This is a genomic window from Hominenteromicrobium sp., from assembly GCF_046974225.1.
Classification (GTDB): domain Bacteria; phylum Bacillota; class Clostridia; order Oscillospirales; family Acutalibacteraceae; genus Hominenteromicrobium; species Hominenteromicrobium mulieris.
The window spans coordinates 51888-70696 of the sequence record NZ_JBKWAE010000011.1; the positions used below are offsets into that span (position 1 = coordinate 51888).

The window sequence follows — 18809 nt, forward strand, 5'->3', positions numbered from 1 at the left end:
AAAATCACTTTGTCTGTGTTTTGCTTGTGTCGTTCGGGTCAAGGCCCGGCATTTTCATGTCTTCGCCGGAAAGGCCCTCCTGCTTCAAAATGGATTCCATCACGCTGATGTCCGCCGCAATGTCCAGCGCATCGTCATCAAACAGGCTATCCAGCTGCTTTTCAAACGCGCCCGCGATCGTCTCCATCATGCCTTCAATCTCAAACATCGTCTTTTGAATGTTCTCGCCCTTCACTCTCTGGCGGCTCAGCTTATCATAGCTGTTCAGAAGCTTCAGCGTTGTCGGCAGATAGTAGTTCATAAACCGGCGGATCTCCGCTGCTTTTTCGGGGTGCTCCGCGATATATGCAAAAATATCGGCAGAAGCCACTTCCATGCGGTCGATGCGCTTTGTCATCACCTCGTCCGGGATGCGGATGTTCACGTCGCGCAGCTCATGCAGATATTTGTAGCCTTCCTCAATGATCTTGTCCACCTCGGGATCGCCGGTGGAGACCTTTTTCTGCGGCTCCGCTTTCGGCTCCGGCTTCTTTTCGGGCTCGGGCTTTTTCTCCGGCTGTACGGATTCCGCCGGCACATAATACTTTTTGCCCTTGAAAATTTTGCCGCCGATGAAAAACGCCGCCGCACCCACCACAACAAACGTGATGAGGTCCTGCCAGCGGTAAAGCGGGCCGTTCAGCGCATACAGCATACACACGATGCCCGTCAGCCAATAGCGGCCGTTTGAGGGCTTGTACTTTTCGATCATGTCCTGCTTGCGCGGCGCTTTTTTCGGCTGCTGCACGGGCGCACCGTTCTGCGGAACGGTATTGCGCGGCGCTGTGCCGCGCGGCGGATTATACGGTCCGCCGGGCGCGCTGCTCGGAGCCTGATTCGGGTTTGTATTCGGGCGCTTGTAATTCGAGTACGCCGTCTGCGTGTAGGAGTAATGGTACGTACCGTCCGGATTCTGCCCCTGCGGCGACTGATAATTTGTCCGCGCGTTCGTGTTAAACTTGCGGTTTACGGTCTCCGCCACACGGCTCACTTCGTTTACAACGCCGTTCACCGCACCCTGCACCTCGCGGGAAATCTTCTCCCCATCGAGGTTATTCACGCTCTCCGTCACCTTGTCGCCCACCTTGTGGATAACGCGGTACGTCGCGGAGTTTTCAAACTCGTTTTGGAGCGGGTTCGTGTAATTCGCGCCGTTCGGCGTATTCGCGTTTCTGTTTTGTTCGTTCGGATTTTGTGTGTTCGTTTTTGGCACCGCCTTTCTAACGGTAATGCTTCATAAATCTCCATTTTTGCTGTGGTGTGTCCCGGCAAAGCCGGGACACACCCACTTATTCGACTTTACTCTATTATTGTACGTTTTTCTGAAACCCGGGTCAAGAACTTCCGGGTGAATTTCAGAGTTTTTTCAGGAATTCTCCGGCGCGGGGGTCGGCGTCGCCGACTCAGGAGTCGGCGTTACCTGCACAGGATCTTTTCCGTCCTGCACAAGGTAATATTCCATCGTCTCTTCACCCGCTATGTGCAGCACGTTGTACTTTACGTCCAGCAAAAATTCCGGTGCCGCGCCGAAGGATTGTAATGACGCCTCTGCGTCAAAGCGCGTCATTAGAAGCTGCCGGTCGGAGGGCTCGCCCGCCGTGCCGCGCAGACCGAGCACAACGCCCGCGAAAATCAGGATTGCAGAAAGCAGCCACGCGCCGAGCGGGGCCATCCAGTTTGCACCCGTAAGCTTGCCCAGTACACTCACGCGTCTCTTTAAAAGGCTGCGCGTCAGTGTAAAATGCAGCACCGGCACCACAATCATCAAAAGCGAAAAAAGCCAATTCTGCCCGATGATCTGCACAAGCCCGGCTAAAAATTCCAGCCCTTTTATACCGGCCTTCAGTCCCATGCAGACGCCGAACATCTGCCGGTATAAAAACTGCACGAACGTAAAGCCCCAAAGGCCCACCGTCCACACGGTTAAAAGCAGAAAGTTCAGCCCTTTTAACGGCGTCGTGCGCGAAAGCGCCAGCGCGATGCCGCCAAGTCCCAGCGCCATCCATACCTTCACAGGCGTTATGGGCATATGCGCAAAATATGCAAAAATAAATTCACTGTATAAAACCGATAAAAACGGAAGCAGCGATGCCAAAACCGAGACGCTTTTCTCCCGTTCCGCAGCCTGATGCCGCACCATACTTCCCACCTCCAAATGCGAAACGTGCTGTTTCCAGTCGCTTTGTTCACAGTATACTATAAAAGCTTGAACTTTTCAATCATTTCCGGCAAACCGAAGAAAACGCATCGTTTTCGGCGTTTATTCCGCAAAAAGACGGGCATTCTATGGGTAACGCGGCATACCGCCGCGCACGCTATTTTTGTAGAAAGGATCGATCCGATATGAAAAGAATTTTTCCCGCTCTGCTTGCTTTGCTCTTGGTGCTTTCATTCACGGGCTGCGCAAGCCGAACGACCGAAAGCTCGTCCTCCTCATCTGCCGCAAGTGAAAAGCCCGCGCAGTCTGCGTCGCCTTCCCCGGATGTGAGTGAATCCCCGAACGACACCTCCGTTATGCCGGAGACCGCGCTCGGCCTTTCCGCCTTCCGCGATGCCCTGCGTGAAGCCTATGGCGACAAATATTACCCTGATACGAAACTGACCGAAGATGAAATTCGCTCAGAGCTTGGCATGGACGACTCGCTTTACGAAGAGGTATACGCTGAAAACACCGCGCAGAAGGCCCACCCGGATACGTTCATCGCCGTAAAAGTCAAAGAAGGCAAAACGGACGAAGTCAAAGAGAAGCTCGCGGCTTATAAGCAGCGCCTGCTTGCAGATGAAGATTTCACCGCAAGCAAAGACAAAATAGAGGCCGCCGAAATTTACGCCGACGGCGATTACGTATTCTTCCTTCTGCTCGGCGAGCCGGAAACGAGCGGTGAAAGCAGTGAGGGCATGGCAGAGGCCTTCGGTAAAGAAATACAACACGGCATAGACGCCATTAAAAAGGTCATTGGCATGGAGTAATTTTGTGTCGAAAAGCTCCGTAAAACGCCCCTTATATCCTTGAAATACCTCCGCCTGCGTGGTATACTTCTAATGTATATGCACGCAGGCGGGCTTTTTTGTCCGCCTTTTTGAAAGGAGCTTTCATGTTCAAAGATTCCGAAAAGATCCGCGCCGCCATTTTTGATGTGGACGGTACGCTTTTAAACAGCACACCCATGTGGAATAAACTCACGTTCGCGTTCGCCGAAAAAATGGGCATCGCAGCACCCGACGATCTGTTCCGCACCCTAAACAGCCTCTCGCTCGAACAGTGCGCGGCATATTACCACGACGTACTCCATGTTGAGGGCACCGTTGAGGAGATTCATGAGGGCATCATCGCACTCGCCCGCGAGGGCTACGCCAAAGAAGTGCCCGAGATCACCGGCGCGGCGGCGTTTTTAAAAGCGCTCTCAGAGCGCCACATTCCCGCAGCCGTCGCAACCGCATCGGACATTGCGTCCTTAAGGCCCGCGTTCGATCGCCTTGATATGTCGCCGTACATTTCCGTCATCGAAAGCTGCACCACCATCGGCAAAAGCAAAGAGCACCCGGATATTTATTTAAAGTGCGCGGCCGATTTAAAGGCCGCCCCGCATGAGACCGTTGTGTTTGAAGACGCGCTCTACGCCGCCAAAACGGCAAAAGCCGCCGGCTTTTCGGTCATCGGCGTGTTGAGCGAAGCTGTGGAAGAAGGCGACCGCATAGCGCTTCAAAAGCTCTGCGACCGCTGCATCACAGACTACACAGCGCTTTTGGGCGAGCTTTTGCCGCCCGAAGACCGATAAAAACCGTCAAACGGACGGTTCTCTTTTGGGAACAGAACAGGCGCACGCAGCCGTGTCACGCGAAGCTCTGTTTTGATGATATAAATTTTTTAAAATCAAGCTTTAGGATATTTTGGAGGAGTTATGTTCAAAAAATACAAAGAAAAATTCATCGGCGACCGGGAGTTTTACGCAAACCTCATCCGCCTCATCATCCCGATGATCGTGCAGCAAGGCATCACAAGCTTTGTCAGCCTGCTCGATAACGTCATGGTCGGCCGCCTCGGCACCGAATCCATGAGCGGTGTCGCCATCGTCAATCAGCTTTTGTTCGTCTTTAACCTCACCATCTTCGGCGGCCTTGCGGGCGCGTCCATTTTCGGCGCGCAGTTCTACGGCAAGGGCGACCACAAGGGCGTGCGCTATGCGCTGCGCTTCAAGCTCATTTTCAGCGTTTTAATGGCCGTCATCGCCATCGTCGCGCTTCTGTTCTTCAATAACCCGCTCATTTCGCTGTTCCTCACGGAAAGCGAATCCGGCGGCGACCTCGTCTTAACGCTTTCCGAAGCGAAGAACTACCTGTTCGTCATGCTGATCGGTCTCATACCGTTCAGCTTCTCGCAAAGCTATTCCAGCACTCTGCGTGAAACCGGCGAGACCGTATCCCCGATGACCGCCAGCATCATCGCCATCGTCACAAACTTTGTCTTAAACTACATTCTCATTTTCGGCAGCTTTGGCGCACCACGCCTCGGCGTCGTCGGCGCAGCCATCGCCACCGTTATCGCAAGATATATTGAAGCAATCTATCTCATCATACATACCCACCGCCGCGAAAAAACATTTATTTTTGCACAGGGCTTATATAAAAGCCTGTATTTGCCCGGTGCCGTCGTGAAAAAGATCCTCCTCACCGGCACGCCGCTCATGCTTAACGAGCTCTTCTGGAGTATCGGCACCACGATGATCAGCCAAAGCTACTCCACGCGCGGTCTGACCGTCGTCGCCGCCACGAACATTGCCGGCACAGTATGGAACCTCTTCTGCGTCATCATGTTCGCCATGGGCAACGCCGTTTCCATTATCATCGGCCAGCAGCTCGGCGCGGGTGAGATTGAAGAAGCAAAGCGCACGGATAATAAGCTTCTGTTCTTTACCGTCGTGCTGCACATCGGCGTTGGCGCGCTCATCGCCATCACCGCGCCGTTTATCCCGCTCATTTACAACACCACGCCGGAGGTACAGCGCCTTACAACCGAGCTTCTGTTCGTCGCCGGCGCAGCACTGCCCATTCAGGCATTTGCGCATGTCACGTACTTCACCATTCGCTCCGGCGGCAAAACGTTCATCACGTTTCTGTTTGACTGCGTATTTACTTGGCTCATCCCGCTGCCCATCGCGTTTTTCTGCAGCCGCTACACAGCGCTGTCCATCATCGGCATCTATGCGCTCGTGCAGTTTGCAGATATCATCAAGGTCATCATCGGCTCCATCCTGCTGCGCTCGGGCATTTGGGCGAACAATGTGGTTTCCGACGTTGACTGATCCCACATGAAGGAGAATTTCTTATGGAACAAAGCAAGATAGACCGCATCAACGCCCTCGCAAAGAAAGCAAAAACCGAGGGCCTCACCGAAGCGGAGACCGCAGAGCGCAAAGCCCTGCGCGAAGAATATATCGCAGCCTACCGCAAAAACCTGCGTACACAGCTTGATAACATGGTCATCGTAGAGCCGAACGGCGAGCGCCGTAAATTAAAGCCGAAAAAATAAGTGAAAGAAGGCATCCTTATGCTGTATAAATACGAGATGCACGTGCACGACAGCCTGTGCAGCCACTGCGGACACAATCCGCCGGAGGTCATTGCCAAGGTCTATTATGACCGCGGCTACGCCGGTATGTGCTTTACAAATCACTTTTTGCAGGGCAGCACCGCCATTGATAAAACCCTGCCGTGGGAGGATAAGGTCCGCGCCTACTGGAACGCCTACCTGCGCGTAAAGGACTGGGCAAAGGATAAGGATTTCGATATTCTGTTCGGCCTTGAGCACCACTACGGCTCCGGCAAAGAGGTGCTCACCTACGGCATCGATCTCGATTTTCTGCTCGCACACCCGAATATCGACGTCGCGCCCATCAAAGACTATTGCGACGCCGTGCACGAAGCGGGCGGATTCATCTCGCAGGCGCATCCTTTCCGCCGTGCGCCGTACATCGACCCCAACGTACTCCCGCAGCCGGAGCTATTGGACGCCGCCGAAATTTACAACGCCGGCAACTCCGACGAAGACAACAGCCGCGGCTATGATTTTGCAAAAAGGAACCGCCTCTACGGCACCAGCGGCGGCGATACGCACGAACAACACGAATCAAACATCGGCAAAGCCGGCATGGCGTTTCCGTACCGCATCAAAACCGAAAAAGAGCTTGCAAATGCGCTGTTCCGCCACGACGGCCGCTGCATCATCAACGGTGTCATTCAGCCCGCCGAGCCTCCCAAGCCCTCTTTTTATCATTTCGCTTTCTGAAAGGAACCCCCACATGGAATCACTCAAGGAACTTTACCGCATCGGCACAGGTCCCTCCAGCTCCCACACCATGGGGCCGGAGCGCGCCGCGCACCGCTTTAAAGAAAAATACCCGCAGGCAGACCGTTTTCTCGTCACTCTGTACGGTTCGCTCGCCAAAACGGGCAAAGGCCACTTGACGGACGACATTCTCGTCAAGACCTTTGCACCGCTGCCGGTGGAAATTCGGTTCGACCTTTCGGATAAGCCTCTCCCCCACCCGAATACGCTGGAGCTCACCGCCATTGAAAACGACAAAGAGATCGGCTTTGAGCGCGTCATGAGCGTCGGCGGCGGTAAAATTCTCTCGGAGGGCGAAACGGAAGACGCTCCCGCAGACGTTTACCCGCTTTCCACATTCGCCGACATCAAAGCTTACTGCGCCTCGCGTCACATGCGCCTTTGGCAGTATGCGGAAGAGTGCGAGGGCACGGAGATTTGGGACTATTTAAAGGAAGTCTGGCGCTGTATGCGCGAAGCCGTCACCCGCGGTTTAGAGACCGAAGGCACCTTAAAAGGCGGTTTAGACGTGCAGCGCAAAGCGAAAATGCTCTACCGTCAGAATCACATCGATGAAAGCGCCGAAACGCGCGAAAACCGCCTTGTGTGCGCCTATGCCTACGCCGTCAGCGAAGAAAACGCGGCAGGCGGCATCATCGTCACCGCGCCCACGTGCGGTTCCTGCGGCGTGCTGCCGAGCGTTCTTTTGTATATGCAGGAACGCCGCGGCTTTACGGATACCGAGATTCTCCACGCGCTCGCGGCGGGCGGCATCATCGGCAATCTTATCAAGACGAACGCCTCCATCAGCGGCGCGGAGTGCGGCTGTCAGGCGGAGATCGGCAGCGCATGTTCCATGGCGGCGGCGGCTCTTGCGGAGCTGCACGGCATGGAGTTAGACCAGATTGAATACGCTGCCGAGGTCGCTATGGAGCACCACCTCGGCCTTACGTGCGACCCCGTGCGCGGACTCGTGCAGATTCCGTGCATCGAACGCAACGCCGTCGCCGCCATGCGCGCCATCAACGCGCTGAGCCTTGCGAATTTTCTCACCTATACAAGAAAAATCTCGTTTGACGTCGTCGTCAACACCATGTACGAGACCGGCCGGGATTTGTTCTCCAAATACAGAGAAACCGGTGAAGGCGGGCTTGCGAAGTATTATACAGGTAAGAAATAACACAAAGCCCACGTGAAAGCGTGTCTAAAAGTTTTTGATCCAACTTTTTTCAAAAAGTCGGTCAGGTTCCAAGGGTGAAACCATTTTGCCTACCCAAAATCAGGACTGTTTACTCGTGGGAGACCCCATTAGGGGATCTCCCGAAGAGCTTGCAAAAAGCAAACTCTTAAAAAGAACACCTATCAAAAAGTAAAGCGCACAGCTTCTTTTCGAGGCTGTGCGCTTTCGTTTTATCTAAATTCTTTACTGATTCAAAATCTCCATAAACTCTTCGCCGGTGATGGTCTCTTTCTCGTACAGGAACTTTGCAAGCTCGTCGAGCTTCGGGCGGTTCTCCTGCAAAATCCGCACCGCCTTCGCGTGCTGCTTCTTCACAAGGTCAACCACCTGTCTGTCGATCTCTGCCTGCGTTTCGGCGCTGCACGCCAGTGAAGCATCGCCGCCGAGGTACTGGTTCGTCACCGTCTCCAGCGCGACCATATCAAAGTTGTCGCTCATGCCGTAGCGCGTGATCATTGCGCGGGCAAGCTTTGTCGCCTGCTCAATGTCATTCGATGCACCCGTTGTAACGGAATGGAACACGACTTCCTCCGCGGCTCTGCCGCCCGTGAACGTCGCAATCTTGTTTTCAATCTCCTCGCGGCTCATCAGGTAATGGTTGCCGTCCTCCACCTGCATGGTGTAGCCCAGCGCGCCGGACGTGCGCGGAATAATCGTAATCTTCTGCACCGGCGCGGAGTTCGTCTGCTTCGCCGCCACCAGCGCGTGACCGATTTCGTGGTACGAAACGATGAGCTTTTCGCGCGTTGTGAGAATAGAGTTTTTCTTTTGATAGCCCGCAATAACAACCTCGATGCTCTCCTCAAGGTCGGCCTGCGTTGCGGAAGCACGACCGTCACGCACGGCGCGCAGCGCAGCTTCGTTCACAATGTTCGCAAGCTCTGCGCCGGAAGCGCCGGAAGCCATGCGCGCGATCTTCGCAAGGTCAACGTCGGGTGCAACCTTAATCTTCTTCGCGTGTACACGCAAAATCGCCTCACGGCCCGCAAGGTCGGGCAGCTCCACCGGCACGCGGCGGTCAAAACGACCCGGACGCGTCAAGGCGGGGTCAAGCGACTCCGGGCGGTTCGTCGCGGCAAGGATAATAACGCCGTTGTTGCCCTCAAAGCCGTCCATTTCGGTCAAAAGCTGATTTAAGGTCTGCTCGCGCTCATCATTCGTGCTCAGCTGATTATCGCGCTTTTTACCGATGGCGTCGATTTCATCGATGAACACGATGCAAGGCGCTTTTTCCTTTGCCTGCCTAAAGAGGTCACGTACTTTCGATGCGCCCATGCCAACGAACATCTCGACAAATTCCGAGCCGGACATGGAGAAAAACGGCACGTTCGCTTCGCCGGCGACCGCCTTAGCTAGCATTGTTTTGCCGGTTCCCGGAGGGCCCACAAGCAAAATGCCCTTCGGCATGGAAGCGCCAATCTCTTTATATTTATTCGGGTTATGCAGGTAATCGACAACTTCGGAAAGGTTCTCCTTCGCTTCGTCCTCGCCCGCAACGTCCGCAAACTTAATGCCGTCCGAAGACTGCACATACACCTTCGCACTGCTCTTGCCCATGTCGAACTTCATGGCGTTCGGGCCGCCCATTTTCTTCATGAGCTGCCGCGACAAAAGCTGTCCCAGCACCACAAAGAGCACAACCGGCAGCACCCAGCTCACGATAAAGCTCATCAGCGGGGACATCTGCTCCACAATCTCGCCGGAAAACTCCGCGCCGGAATCGTAAAGGCGCTGTACAAGGCCGTCGTCATTCAAAAGGCCGGTTTTATAAATTTTGCTCTTGTCCTTATTTGTGAACAAAATCTGGTTGTCTTCAATCTCCACCTGACCGATTTCTTTGTTCTCCGTCATCTTGATGAACGTGCCATAGTCCACTTCCTCCACCTGGTGCTGTGTAATCAGTGGCATCACCAGCATGTTTAAAAGCAGCAAAACGACCATCGCAATGCCGTAATAAAAAACAAGCGGCTTTTTCGGCGTTTTCACTTCGTTCATGTTCTCTCTCCTCTCGCGCGCGATTAAAATAGGCGCGATGTTATTTTAGCCTATTCTATGCGTTTTTTGGCGGAAAGTCAATCTCAAAATTTCCAACTTTTCGTGAACAAATCATGAAAGCACGCGGATATTCTCCTGCACCGTTCCCGCGGGCAGCGCTCCTCTCCGGTCATAATAAGTCGCTTCTCGGCAAAGCCGGCAAAAACTCCCGAGAAAACATCGTCCTTGCCGCAAAACAGCACCGCCGGGTTGACACTTCCCCCCGGCGGTGCTATGCTTTTTCCAAATTTACGATTTGTATTTGAGCTTTCAGGGGGTATTTTCATGAGCACTGTTTTGATTCGTGACGCCAAGCTTTCCGACGCACCGCGCCTGCTGGAAATTTACAGCTATTACGTAAAAAACACCGCCATCACCTTTGAGTACAACGTGCCGTCGCTTAAAGAGTTCCGACACCGCATGAAAAACATCACGCTGCGCTACCCGTACATCGTCCTCGAAGCGGACGGCAAGGTCATGGGTTACGCCTACGCGGGCTCATTCATCGGCCGCGCCGCCTATGATTGGTCATGCGAAATGACCGTTTACCTTGACCGCACCGCCAAAAAACTTGGCTTCGGCAGAAAGATCTACGAAGCCATGGAGCAGCGCCTCAAAGATATGGGCATTTTAAACCTTTACGCCTGCATCGGCTATATCGACAAGGAGGACGAGTACCTAAACCACAACAGTGCCGATTTTCACGCCCACCTCGGCTACAAAACGGTCGGTACGTTCAAAAAATGCGGCTATAAATTCGGCCGCTGGTACGACATGATCTGGATGGAAAAGTGCATCGGCACGCACACCGATACCCCTGCCCCTGTCCGCTTTTTGACCGATGCACCCGACCCAAACGCGCATTGATTTTATGCACCCCATACCTTACCGCATGGCAAGCAGCGCTGCGGACTTCTTCAATCTTGTTTTCGCGCGGTTTGCGCAGGCGGAAAGCTCCGCGGCGGCGCGGCAATCGTCCATTTTTAAAATGCGTTCCAAGCGTAAGAGGGCCTTTTCGTCCCACTCTGCCTTGTTCTGCGCCGCAGCGCCCAGCAGCGCCATCGCATCCAGATAAACCTTCTCGGGCGTGCGCAGGCGACGCAGCGTCTTTAAAAGCGTTTTGCAGTCCATCTGGCCCTCGCTCTGCTTGTGTGCAAAGGCGAAAAGCTCGTCTGGGCGGTCGTGCAGCGTCTCGTACACAGCCTGCACCATATCGGCGCTCATCATCTCGCCCAGCACCTCGCGCTCCGTGTTTTCTTCGCCCGCAAGGCTCGCGCCAAGCGCCATGCTGCCGTCTTCGCTCTCAAGCTCACGGTCTAAGCTGTCCGGCACGGCTTTTTTAAAGCGATCGCCGAGGATATTATTCATCACATACGCGAACAGCGTCGGGATAAAATGCGCCTCCCCCTTTTTGAAAAATAAATCAAGGCGCACTGTGCCCTTGTTTTCGCCCTTTGTAATGGGGCTCATCAGACCGATGAACGTCTCGTGCGTGTATTCGGTCTGCGCCGTCTCTGCTTCGCCGCCGCAAAAAGCGCACAGTGCGCGCAGTTTTACGCCCGCCGCAGCACTGCCCAAAACGTCCTTTAAAAGAAACGCATACAGGGTTTCCTGAAAGCGTGCGGAAAGGGCCGCGTCCGCCCACAACACAGCAACGCTGTTTTTTCCGCTTTCGTACACTTCCTTTAAAACCGCGCGGAACGCTGTTTCCTCCGCGCTCTTTTCAAATACCTTCGCTGCCATATCCGTTCCTCCTTAAAGCGTTTTTCTTGTGCTTTAAGGATAAAAAACGATTCTCGGTACTATCCCGAAACGGTCTCGATTTTTTCTCGATTTTCGCCGAACAGCGTTGAAGAACCGCACATTCAATGCTATAATCGGGTTATCCATAAAAAAGGAGGAAACGCGGTGGACGAGCTTTATAAAATCCAAAACGTCACGTATAACGCCACGGGCGGTACTTTAAAAAACGATAAAGTGGTCATCGACCTCACCGCACAGCAAAACCGCCTGCTGCACTACCTTGTCTTAAACGCCGGACAAACGCTCACAAAAGAGCAGATCACCGCGCATGTGTGGGGGTATGATGTCGATTCGGACGTCAGCAACCTCATTTACGATACCGTCTCCGCCGTGCGCCGCCTGCTGAAAAAAGCCGGGCTAAACGGCGCCGTCACCACCAAAACCGGCATCGGCTACGCGTTTACGGAAAGCGTCGAAAGAATCAAACCCACAGCCGCCAAAACCGAAGAAACATGCGAAAGCCTGCCGCCCGTTTTTGCGGAAAGCGCCCCGAAGTTCACGCTCGATACGGTCTATCTGCTGCTTATGGGTGACAGTATGTATAAAAAAGCGTGGTTTTTGCAGTCCGTCGGCTATATCGAAAAGCTTCCGCCGCTCAGCTTGGAGCCCGGCTCAGCCGACACCGTCGCCGAGGACGCGTTTTACAGCTGGATTTTACCCGAAAGCATCTGGGCGCACATTTTGTGCACATACCCCGAAGGAAGCGACCGCAGAGCGTTGTATGGCGGCGAAGGTACAAGCGAACTGCTCCTCGACTTAAAGCAGGATTTTCAAAACGACAGCGGCTGGCGCGGGCGTGAGCTTACACGAAACTGCAAAACGTATTTGGAGCGTATGCTGATTCCGAGCGTGATTGAGACCACACTCGGCGCCGTGCTGCAAAATTCGCCGCAACTAAGCGAGCTTTACCACCTGTGGCAACGGTGCAGCGAGGAAAATAACGTTCATCGCGGCGTCGCACTCGTCATCCTCTGCGCCCTACTCGGCGAGCGAAATTTCAAAATGCTTGCGGAAATCTGCGATGTCATGGAACTGCTGAACGAAAATTTCTGACCGCAAACTACCGACAACGGAACAACGAATAAAGTTTTGCTCAAGCTTTTTCAAAAGCTTGTCAGATTCCAAAGGTGAAGCCTTTGGTCGAGCTCCGCAGAGCTCGAAACCCTTTTGCCTACCCCAAGACTAGGAAGGTAGATTTGAACGTCCGGGGGACGTTCAAATCGTAGGGAACCCAGTCAATGGGTTTCCTAAACGGATCGCCAGAGCCGTTCAAAAAACAAACTAACCCATATAAAAAGAGGTGCAAAGCCACATGGAAACCCCTGTTAAACCTATCGCCCCAAACACACTGCATATCTGCTCCGCCGCAGAAGCGCTCGCTTTGCTCAGAAAGCACGGCGGGCACGGCAGCGCCGCGTTCATGCGCAGCCTTGCGGATGCCGTCTCGGATGAAAACAACCACATCACCGGCACTGTCGGCGATTTCAACAACCTCATCGACCGCTTTGAGGTGCTCGGCGATTATTTCGACGCTTTGCGCGTGTGTGATTTTGCACTTAAAATCTATCCCCGCAGCGCAACGTTGCTCGCCATCACGCTCAATACCTGCGCCCGCAGCGGCGCGGACGGCGAAACCTATCTTGCCGCAGCCGAAAGCCTCGGGCGCGAAAACTGGAACGAACCGCGGCTTTTTAAAGACGCCGCCGAGTATTGCCGCACCCGCGCCTTGTGCTGCCCGCCGGAGCAGACCGAGGCGTATTTTGAAAAAGCGCTCTCCGTCTGCCGTGATTTTCAGCGTATTTTCCCGCTTGATGAGCGTGGTTACATGAAAGAAGCCACCGTGCTGCTCGACAAAAACCGCACCGCAGACGCCGAAAACGTCCTGCGCCGCGTCATTTTTGAGAAAATCACCGCAAACGGCCGCCCGCAGCCCTTAAACGCCGCAAACTGCTGCAAGCTGTACCTTACGGAAATTCTGAAGAAAAGCCTTGAATACGACCTCATCCTGCGCATTGCACAAAAGGGACTTTCGTTCTCTGCCGCCGAGCAGAATTCCGAGCACATGGGCTACTTCAGCTACCGTCTGGCGCTCGCCAAAACAGCGCTCGTCATTGAAAGCGATTACCGCAATAAGGCCGATATTGAAGAAGCGCTCACGTGCTGCCAGCGCGCGTTCGACCTTGTGACGTTCCAAAGCTACGCGGATGATTTAAAGCGCTGCTACGTACAGCTGTGCGAAAACCCGCAGAATCCCATCGACCTCAAAACGCACCGCCTTGTAAAGCACGTTTTAAACACCGCAGAGACCGCTTCCGCACCGACGCAAAACTAAATTTAAGCTTTAAAATGCCTTGTTCTGTGAAAAGAACAGGGCATTTTTCTTTTGTGCGCTCAAAATTTCGTCTGCGCCGTTCGTAGTAAAGGTGAAAACAAACGGATCTAAGGAGGTTTTTACTTTGCCTACACAAAACAGCACCCAAACCTACGAAATGCTCAAAACATATTTGGATGAGACCGCGGACAGCTTTGAAAAGCTCGACGAGGAACCCGGTTTTTTGTACCGCAAAACGGACGGCCGCACCTCGCTCGTTTTTTGCGCCCGCGTGGATAAAGAGCTCGGCTTTCTGCTTTTAAGCGCCTACCCCGGCATTTTAGTCCGCACGTCTTACGTGCCGATGGCCGCCGATTACTGCCAGCGCATCACGCCGGAGGTCGGCGTCGTGTGTGTAGAGTCCAATTTATGCGAGGTCTATTACCGCACGGAGGTCGCCTTTGAGCACGCGCCCGTCTCCCGCGCCACACTGGAGCTTTTGGAGCGCACCGCGTTCGCCGCACTCACGCCGCACATCAGCGCTCTGCGTTCGCTCAGCGCGGGCGTACTGCCGGAGGCGCTCCCGGAGCCGCAGGAGATCCACATTCCGTCTCCCGTCCCGTCCCACGCGGAGGATTTTCTGCCCCTCATGGAGGAATATTTTCAAAAAACGCACTTTACCGTGCTTGCAAAACATGCGCCCGATGAAACCGGCGCGTGCTACCTCTACGAGTTTCTGGCCGCGCACCGCCGCTGGAAGCTGCACGTCACCTTAAATGATGAGAAGACCTTTTTCATCCTGCGCCTGTTCCCCGGTCGCAACGCCCTTGTTTTTGATCCACGCTACCTGCACGCCGCCGCGCAGATCTGCAACGCGGAAAACGATTCCGTAAAGTCCGGCGCACTCTTCGTCGGCCGCCGCCCGGAGGGTCTGTGCGCAAAAATGGCTCTTTCCGCACTGGAAGTTCCTACATCACTCGAAGAAACGCTGTATTCCGCCGTTTCCATCCTCGTTTCGCTTTTGTATAGCCGCGAAGCAGAGCTGCAAAAAGCCGCCGCAGGCGTGATTTTTCCGACAGGGCTCGATGCTGAGAAGCTAAAGTCCTCCGCGTCAGACCGCAAAAAACGGCTTGAAGACGCGCAACGCTTTTTGGCCATGACCGCCCGCCCAAAGCCGCTTGACCCCGCGTCTGCCGAAAAAGAATTCGATGCCCTGTTCGGCGGCGACATCGCCGAGACCGATGACGACGACCCGAACCGTTCCGATAAGGAGGCTCTTATGCCGGATTATTACATTGCCGAAGACGGCACCATCCACGACCGCGAAGCCGAGCACCGCAGCCGCACACAGCACACCGCAGCCCCCGCCGTTGCCGATACCACCGCCGAAGACACCCCCGAAGTCAGCTTTGCGCGCCAATTCGTTTACTGGCTTTTCGCGCTTTCCGCTTCCGTCTTTGCTGCTGTTTGCGTGTTTCATGAGATGCAGGCAGCGTTCACCCCGCCCGCACACCTCGATTTTTTGGAGGACTACGTACAGCAGTTCGTGTTTGAGCACGCCAAAGCGCTCGTTATCACCCTAACCGTATTCTGCATCTATCTTTACGGCAAAACGGGCGCGAAAAAGCACCGCTATAACGTGCTTGCCTACCTCTGCACCGTCTCCATCTGCTGCTTTGCGCCGCCCGCCGCCGTGTTCGTACTCATGGCCGCGCCCATCCTTATGGCGCTCGCGCTTGCCGTGCTCGTGCTCGGCATCATCGGGCTCGTCAAAATGGCGTTCGGCTAAATTTTTCGAAAAGGAGTTTTCCCATGAATGCACCGTTTTCCGCCGTTTTCCGCACGTTAAACGGCACCGCCGCTTCGCTTTCCGCGCTGCATGAAACGCTCCGCCGCATGGAAGCGGAGACCCGCACCGCGCTGCGCCTGAACGACCAAAACAGAGAACGCCGCGTCTGCGCCGTACAGGACGCAACCGACGAGCTTTTAGAAGACTTCGCGCACGAGTACGATACACTTAAAGGCGATGCCGAAAGCCTGCTTTCCGCCGCCGAGATTGCGATGAACGACATTCTCGACCCGCACTTTCACCGCATGCAGCCGCAGTATTTTTCCGCCGCCATGCAAAAGCCGTACAACACCGCAAACGTGCGCGCGGAAGCACTCATTGCACGCATGCAAAAAGCGCTTTCCGCCATTCAAGCCGGCGCAAAGAAAATCAAAAACGCGTTTTTGCTGCCGGACGCCGCGGGGCTCATCGGCTCCGTTTCTCCGGATTTCCGCAAATCGCTCTACATGCCCATCCTCGACGCCTACGCGCACATGCGCCGCTGCGCGGAGGCCATAGAAAACGCGCCCGCGTTTACCGAAAAAACCGCCCGCGCCCACGCTGTCTGCACACGCAAAACGCGGCAGATTGAAGCCGAATGTACCAATCTCCGCGCGGAGATTCTGCAAAAATTAAAGGCCGATACCGGAGCTGCAATTACCCGCACAAACGCTGTGCTCTGCACACCGCCAAGCGCTGCAATTTTCGCCGAAAACGCCGGACATGCCCCGCTTTTCCTCGGCACGCTGCGCCTTGCGCTCCCCTCCGGCAAAATGTTTACAGCGCCGCTTACCTGTACAAAGCTCGACCGCAGCGTGCTGTTTTTAACGGATAACACCGCCCCGCACGCGCTCTTTTGCAGTTTGGCGCTCGATCTGCTTAAAAGCGATCCTGCCGCCGTCGTGCACCTTGCAGATCCCGCCCACTGCGGCAATGCGTACAAAGACGTTTTCGCCGCGTTTACGCCGAGCCGCCGCGCGGAAATCTGGTGCAGCACGCAGGAATTTACCCGTGGCACAGAAGCCTTGTGTCACGCCGCCGCAGAAAATGCACCAAATGCCATGCACTACGTTTTCATCGAAAACATGGAGCAGAATATCCCGGAGCAGACGCTGGAAGACCTTATTCGGCTCATGCGCGCCAACACCTGCGTGCGCGTGCTCGTTTCCGTGCGCAAGGCAATCTCCCTGCCGCACGGTTTTCAACAGAAATTTCCCGCGCTCGTGCAAAACGCCGCGTGCTGCACCGCAAAAAACGGTGGAATTTACATCTCCGAAGACGTTTTCACCGTCCCGCCGGAGGATCTCCCCACCCGCCGCGCAGCAGCGCTTTCCGCCGTCACCGCGCAGATGAAAAAGCCGCCGTGCTGCCCCTCAACGCCCGTCTGCCGCATGCCGAAAGCTGGCAGAAAAAGAGCAGCGAAGCGGGCATTTTCCTTCCCATCGGCCAGAGCGATGTCACCCGTCAGCCCGTCACGCTTGCGTTTACGGAAGAAAAGCCGTATGCGCTCGTCATCGGTGACGTAAACTCCGGTAAAAGCGCACTTCTGCACACCGTTGCCCTACAAATTTTCGCAAACTACACGCCGGACGAAGTAAAGCTCGCCATTGCCGATTTCAAAGAGGGCGCGGAGTTCGCGCTTTACGGCGCATCGCGCCTGCCCGCGGTCGAAGCCGTCGTTGAAAACGAGGACCCCGATTGCGCCGCGTCCTTTCTTCGGTACTACGTCTCGGAGCTGCACCGCCGCCAAAGCTGCTTTACGGCGCTTTCCGCCGATACCGGCCGCCTCATCCGCAAGTATGAGACCTACCGCGCCGTGCAGCGCGAAACGGGTGCGGTGTCCGAAATTCTGCCGCGCATTTTGCTTATGATTGACGAATACCAGTCGCTTTTTGAGGGCAACACAGAGACTGCCGCGCTTTTAAGCGAGCTTGTCCGCAAAGGGCGCACCTACGGCGTACATCTCATCATGGCGAGCCAGCGCGGCGTAAGCGAAAGCGCGCGCAACACGTTCACGGCCGAGCTGAAGGACCACTTTCCCACACGCCTTGTTTTCCGCTGCCCGCCTGCCGCCGCCCGCCGCCTTTTCAGCGACCGCGCGGTCGATACCGGGCGCGAAAACACCGGCATTGCGGCTGCCGTGCTGCTGAAAACCGGCCATGCGCTTTTAAACGACGAAGCGGGACAAACCGAGCGCGCCACCGTCTCCGTGCAATGCTTTTACGCCGGGGATGACCTCATCGAGCGCATGTGCAGCCTGCTGCCACACGTAAACGGCACGGGCGAAACCGCGTGGCTGCGGTATAACGCCGCCTCCCGTGCTGCACCGAGCGCACTCCCGCACGGCGAAGTCACCTTCGGCGACTCCGTATGCCTGCATAAGGACCGCGCCGCTTCCGATGCGGATAGCTTAAAAGACGACGGCCTTGTCTCGTTTACACCGAACGGCACGCACATTCTGTGCACGGGCAGCGACCTGCGCGTGCCGGCCTCTGTGCTGTGCAGCGCCGCGCGGTTTGCGGAACAGGAAGGGCTTTCGCTGCATATTTTCTGCGCAGAAAGTCACCCGCTGCTGCGGCTTTGCCCGGAAACCGCCACGGTTTATACCACACTTGCCGCACAGAGAGAAGCGCTTTCCCGTCAGCTTCGGGAAGGTCAAAATCGCGCCGTCAACGTGTTTTTGGAGATGAGCGCGGAAAAAGAATTCACCCAGCCGCTCGGCACACTGCGCCCCTCCGCGGACACGGCGCTTCTCAAAAACGCCGTCGCACACAGCCGCCTTTCCGTCGTGTTTGAGCGCCGGTGCAAAATCGTGCGCAGCGAGTTGCCCCAGATTTTGGCGCTTGCGCCCATCCACATTACAGCCGTCGGCGACAGCGAAAATCTGCGTGCCGCCCTGCCCGATACCGCCCGCATTACAGCAACAGCCTTTGACGTCCCGCAAAAGGACAGCATCCACGCGTATTACTGTAATCGGGATACGGAAAAATGGGGTAAGATCGTGCTGTTTCAGCCCTTTTCCCCTTGTCAAGGACATCTTTTCAAATCTCCTTGAGGTGTCGCAAAAAGCAGACACCTGCTCTTTAAAACCTCGTTTTCCGAAAAAATCTTTGAATGTTCGATTGACAAATTACGAACATTTGTTTATAATACGAGATAGCAAAGAAACAAACGTTCGTAAAGCGCTGATATGCCGCACAGAACCGTCTGTACCATGCATCAACGCACA

General features: G+C 55.1%; 16 protein-coding genes. 12 read left to right on the top strand and 4 right to left on the bottom strand.

Going from position 1 to position 18809, the window contains the following annotated elements; translation table 11 throughout:
- Window positions 1-4 precede the first annotated feature (4 nt).
- Both ACLTX1_RS09245 and ACLTX1_RS09250 read right to left on the bottom strand, forming a co-directional pair.
- Window positions 5-1252, bottom strand: coding sequence for a 5-bromo-4-chloroindolyl phosphate hydrolysis family protein (locus tag ACLTX1_RS09245; protein WP_412330823.1), 1248 nt, complete (start codon window positions 1250-1252; stop codon window positions 5-7).
- Between the two features lie 153 nt (window positions 1253-1405).
- Window positions 1406-2179 carry a hypothetical protein gene (locus ACLTX1_RS09250; protein WP_412330824.1) on the bottom strand — a complete coding sequence of 258 codons (774 nt, stop codon included), beginning with the start codon at window positions 2177-2179 and terminating at the stop codon, window positions 1406-1408.
- A 203-nt stretch (window positions 2180-2382) separates the two neighbouring features.
- Here ACLTX1_RS09250 and ACLTX1_RS09255 point away from each other — a divergent pair, with 203 nt between their 5' ends.
- The 6 genes from ACLTX1_RS09255 to ACLTX1_RS09280 all read left to right on the top strand — a co-directional run bounded on the left by ACLTX1_RS09255 (window position 2383) and on the right by ACLTX1_RS09280 (window position 7544).
- Window positions 2383-3009, top strand: a complete 627-nt coding sequence (locus ACLTX1_RS09255; protein ID WP_308449249.1) for a DUF4358 domain-containing protein — start codon at window positions 2383-2385, stop codon at window positions 3007-3009.
- 125 nt (window positions 3010-3134) lie between these two features.
- Entirely contained in the window at window positions 3135-3818 is a 684-nt protein-coding gene (locus ACLTX1_RS09260; RefSeq protein WP_308449248.1) for an HAD family phosphatase, read from the top strand.
- Window positions 3819-3941: 123 nt separating this feature from the next.
- A complete protein-coding gene (locus ACLTX1_RS09265; protein WP_308449247.1) occupies window positions 3942-5342 on the top strand; it encodes an MATE family efflux transporter in 1401 nt (466 codons plus the stop codon).
- Between the two features lie 23 nt (window positions 5343-5365).
- Window positions 5366-5569 (top strand): DUF896 domain-containing protein, encoded by a 204-nt coding sequence (locus ACLTX1_RS09270; RefSeq protein WP_176819832.1) that lies wholly within the window; start codon window positions 5366-5368, stop codon window positions 5567-5569.
- A gap of 18 nt (window positions 5570-5587) precedes the next feature.
- Window positions 5588-6325: a PHP domain-containing protein gene (locus ACLTX1_RS09275; protein WP_308449246.1), complete on the top strand. Its 738-nt coding sequence runs from the start codon at window positions 5588-5590 to the stop codon at window positions 6323-6325.
- A gap of 13 nt (window positions 6326-6338) precedes the next feature.
- Window positions 6339-7544, top strand: coding sequence for an L-serine ammonia-lyase, iron-sulfur-dependent, subunit alpha (locus ACLTX1_RS09280; protein ID WP_176819834.1), 1206 nt, complete (start codon window positions 6339-6341; stop codon window positions 7542-7544).
- Between the two features lie 243 nt (window positions 7545-7787).
- Here ACLTX1_RS09280 and ftsH read toward each other — a convergent pair whose 3' ends face one another.
- Window positions 7788-9599 (bottom strand): ATP-dependent zinc metalloprotease FtsH, encoded by a 1812-nt coding sequence (ftsH, locus tag ACLTX1_RS09285; RefSeq protein ID WP_308449245.1) that lies wholly within the window; start codon window positions 9597-9599, stop codon window positions 7788-7790.
- 324 nt (window positions 9600-9923) lie between these two features.
- Here ftsH and ACLTX1_RS09290 point away from each other — a divergent pair, with 324 nt between their 5' ends.
- Window positions 9924-10505 (top strand): N-acetyltransferase family protein, encoded by a 582-nt coding sequence (locus ACLTX1_RS09290; protein ID WP_412330825.1) that lies wholly within the window; start codon window positions 9924-9926, stop codon window positions 10503-10505.
- Window positions 10506-10523: 18 nt separating this feature from the next.
- Here ACLTX1_RS09290 and ACLTX1_RS09295 read toward each other — a convergent pair whose 3' ends face one another.
- Entirely contained in the window at window positions 10524-11381 is an 858-nt protein-coding gene (locus tag ACLTX1_RS09295) for a hypothetical protein (protein ID WP_412330826.1), read from the bottom strand.
- Between the two features lie 165 nt (window positions 11382-11546).
- Between ACLTX1_RS09295 and ACLTX1_RS09300 the strand changes: the two genes are divergently transcribed.
- The 5 genes from ACLTX1_RS09300 to ACLTX1_RS09320 all read left to right on the top strand — a co-directional run bounded on the left by ACLTX1_RS09300 (window position 11547) and on the right by ACLTX1_RS09320 (window position 18635).
- The gene (locus ACLTX1_RS09300) at window positions 11547-12494 is read left to right on the top strand and encodes a winged helix-turn-helix domain-containing protein (RefSeq protein WP_412330827.1); all 948 of its coding nucleotides are present in this window, start codon (window positions 11547-11549) and stop codon (window positions 12492-12494) included.
- Between the two features lie 259 nt (window positions 12495-12753).
- Window positions 12754-13773 carry a hypothetical protein gene (locus tag ACLTX1_RS09305; RefSeq protein WP_412330828.1) on the top strand — a complete coding sequence of 340 codons (1020 nt, stop codon included), beginning with the start codon at window positions 12754-12756 and terminating at the stop codon, window positions 13771-13773.
- A 124-nt stretch (window positions 13774-13897) separates the two neighbouring features.
- Window positions 13898-15541, top strand: a complete 1644-nt coding sequence (locus ACLTX1_RS09310) for a hypothetical protein (protein WP_412264495.1) — start codon at window positions 13898-13900, stop codon at window positions 15539-15541.
- A 23-nt stretch (window positions 15542-15564) separates the two neighbouring features.
- On the top strand, window positions 15565-17106 hold the full coding sequence (locus ACLTX1_RS09315; protein WP_412330829.1) for a hypothetical protein: 1542 nt from the start codon (window positions 15565-15567) through the stop codon (window positions 17104-17106).
- Complete coding sequence (locus ACLTX1_RS09320) at window positions 17022-18635, top strand: FtsK/SpoIIIE domain-containing protein (RefSeq protein WP_412330843.1); 1614 nt, start codon at window positions 17022-17024, stop codon at window positions 18633-18635. Before ACLTX1_RS09315 ends, ACLTX1_RS09320 begins: the two co-directional genes overlap by 85 nt.
- The last annotated feature ends 174 nt before the right edge of the window (window positions 18636-18809 follow it).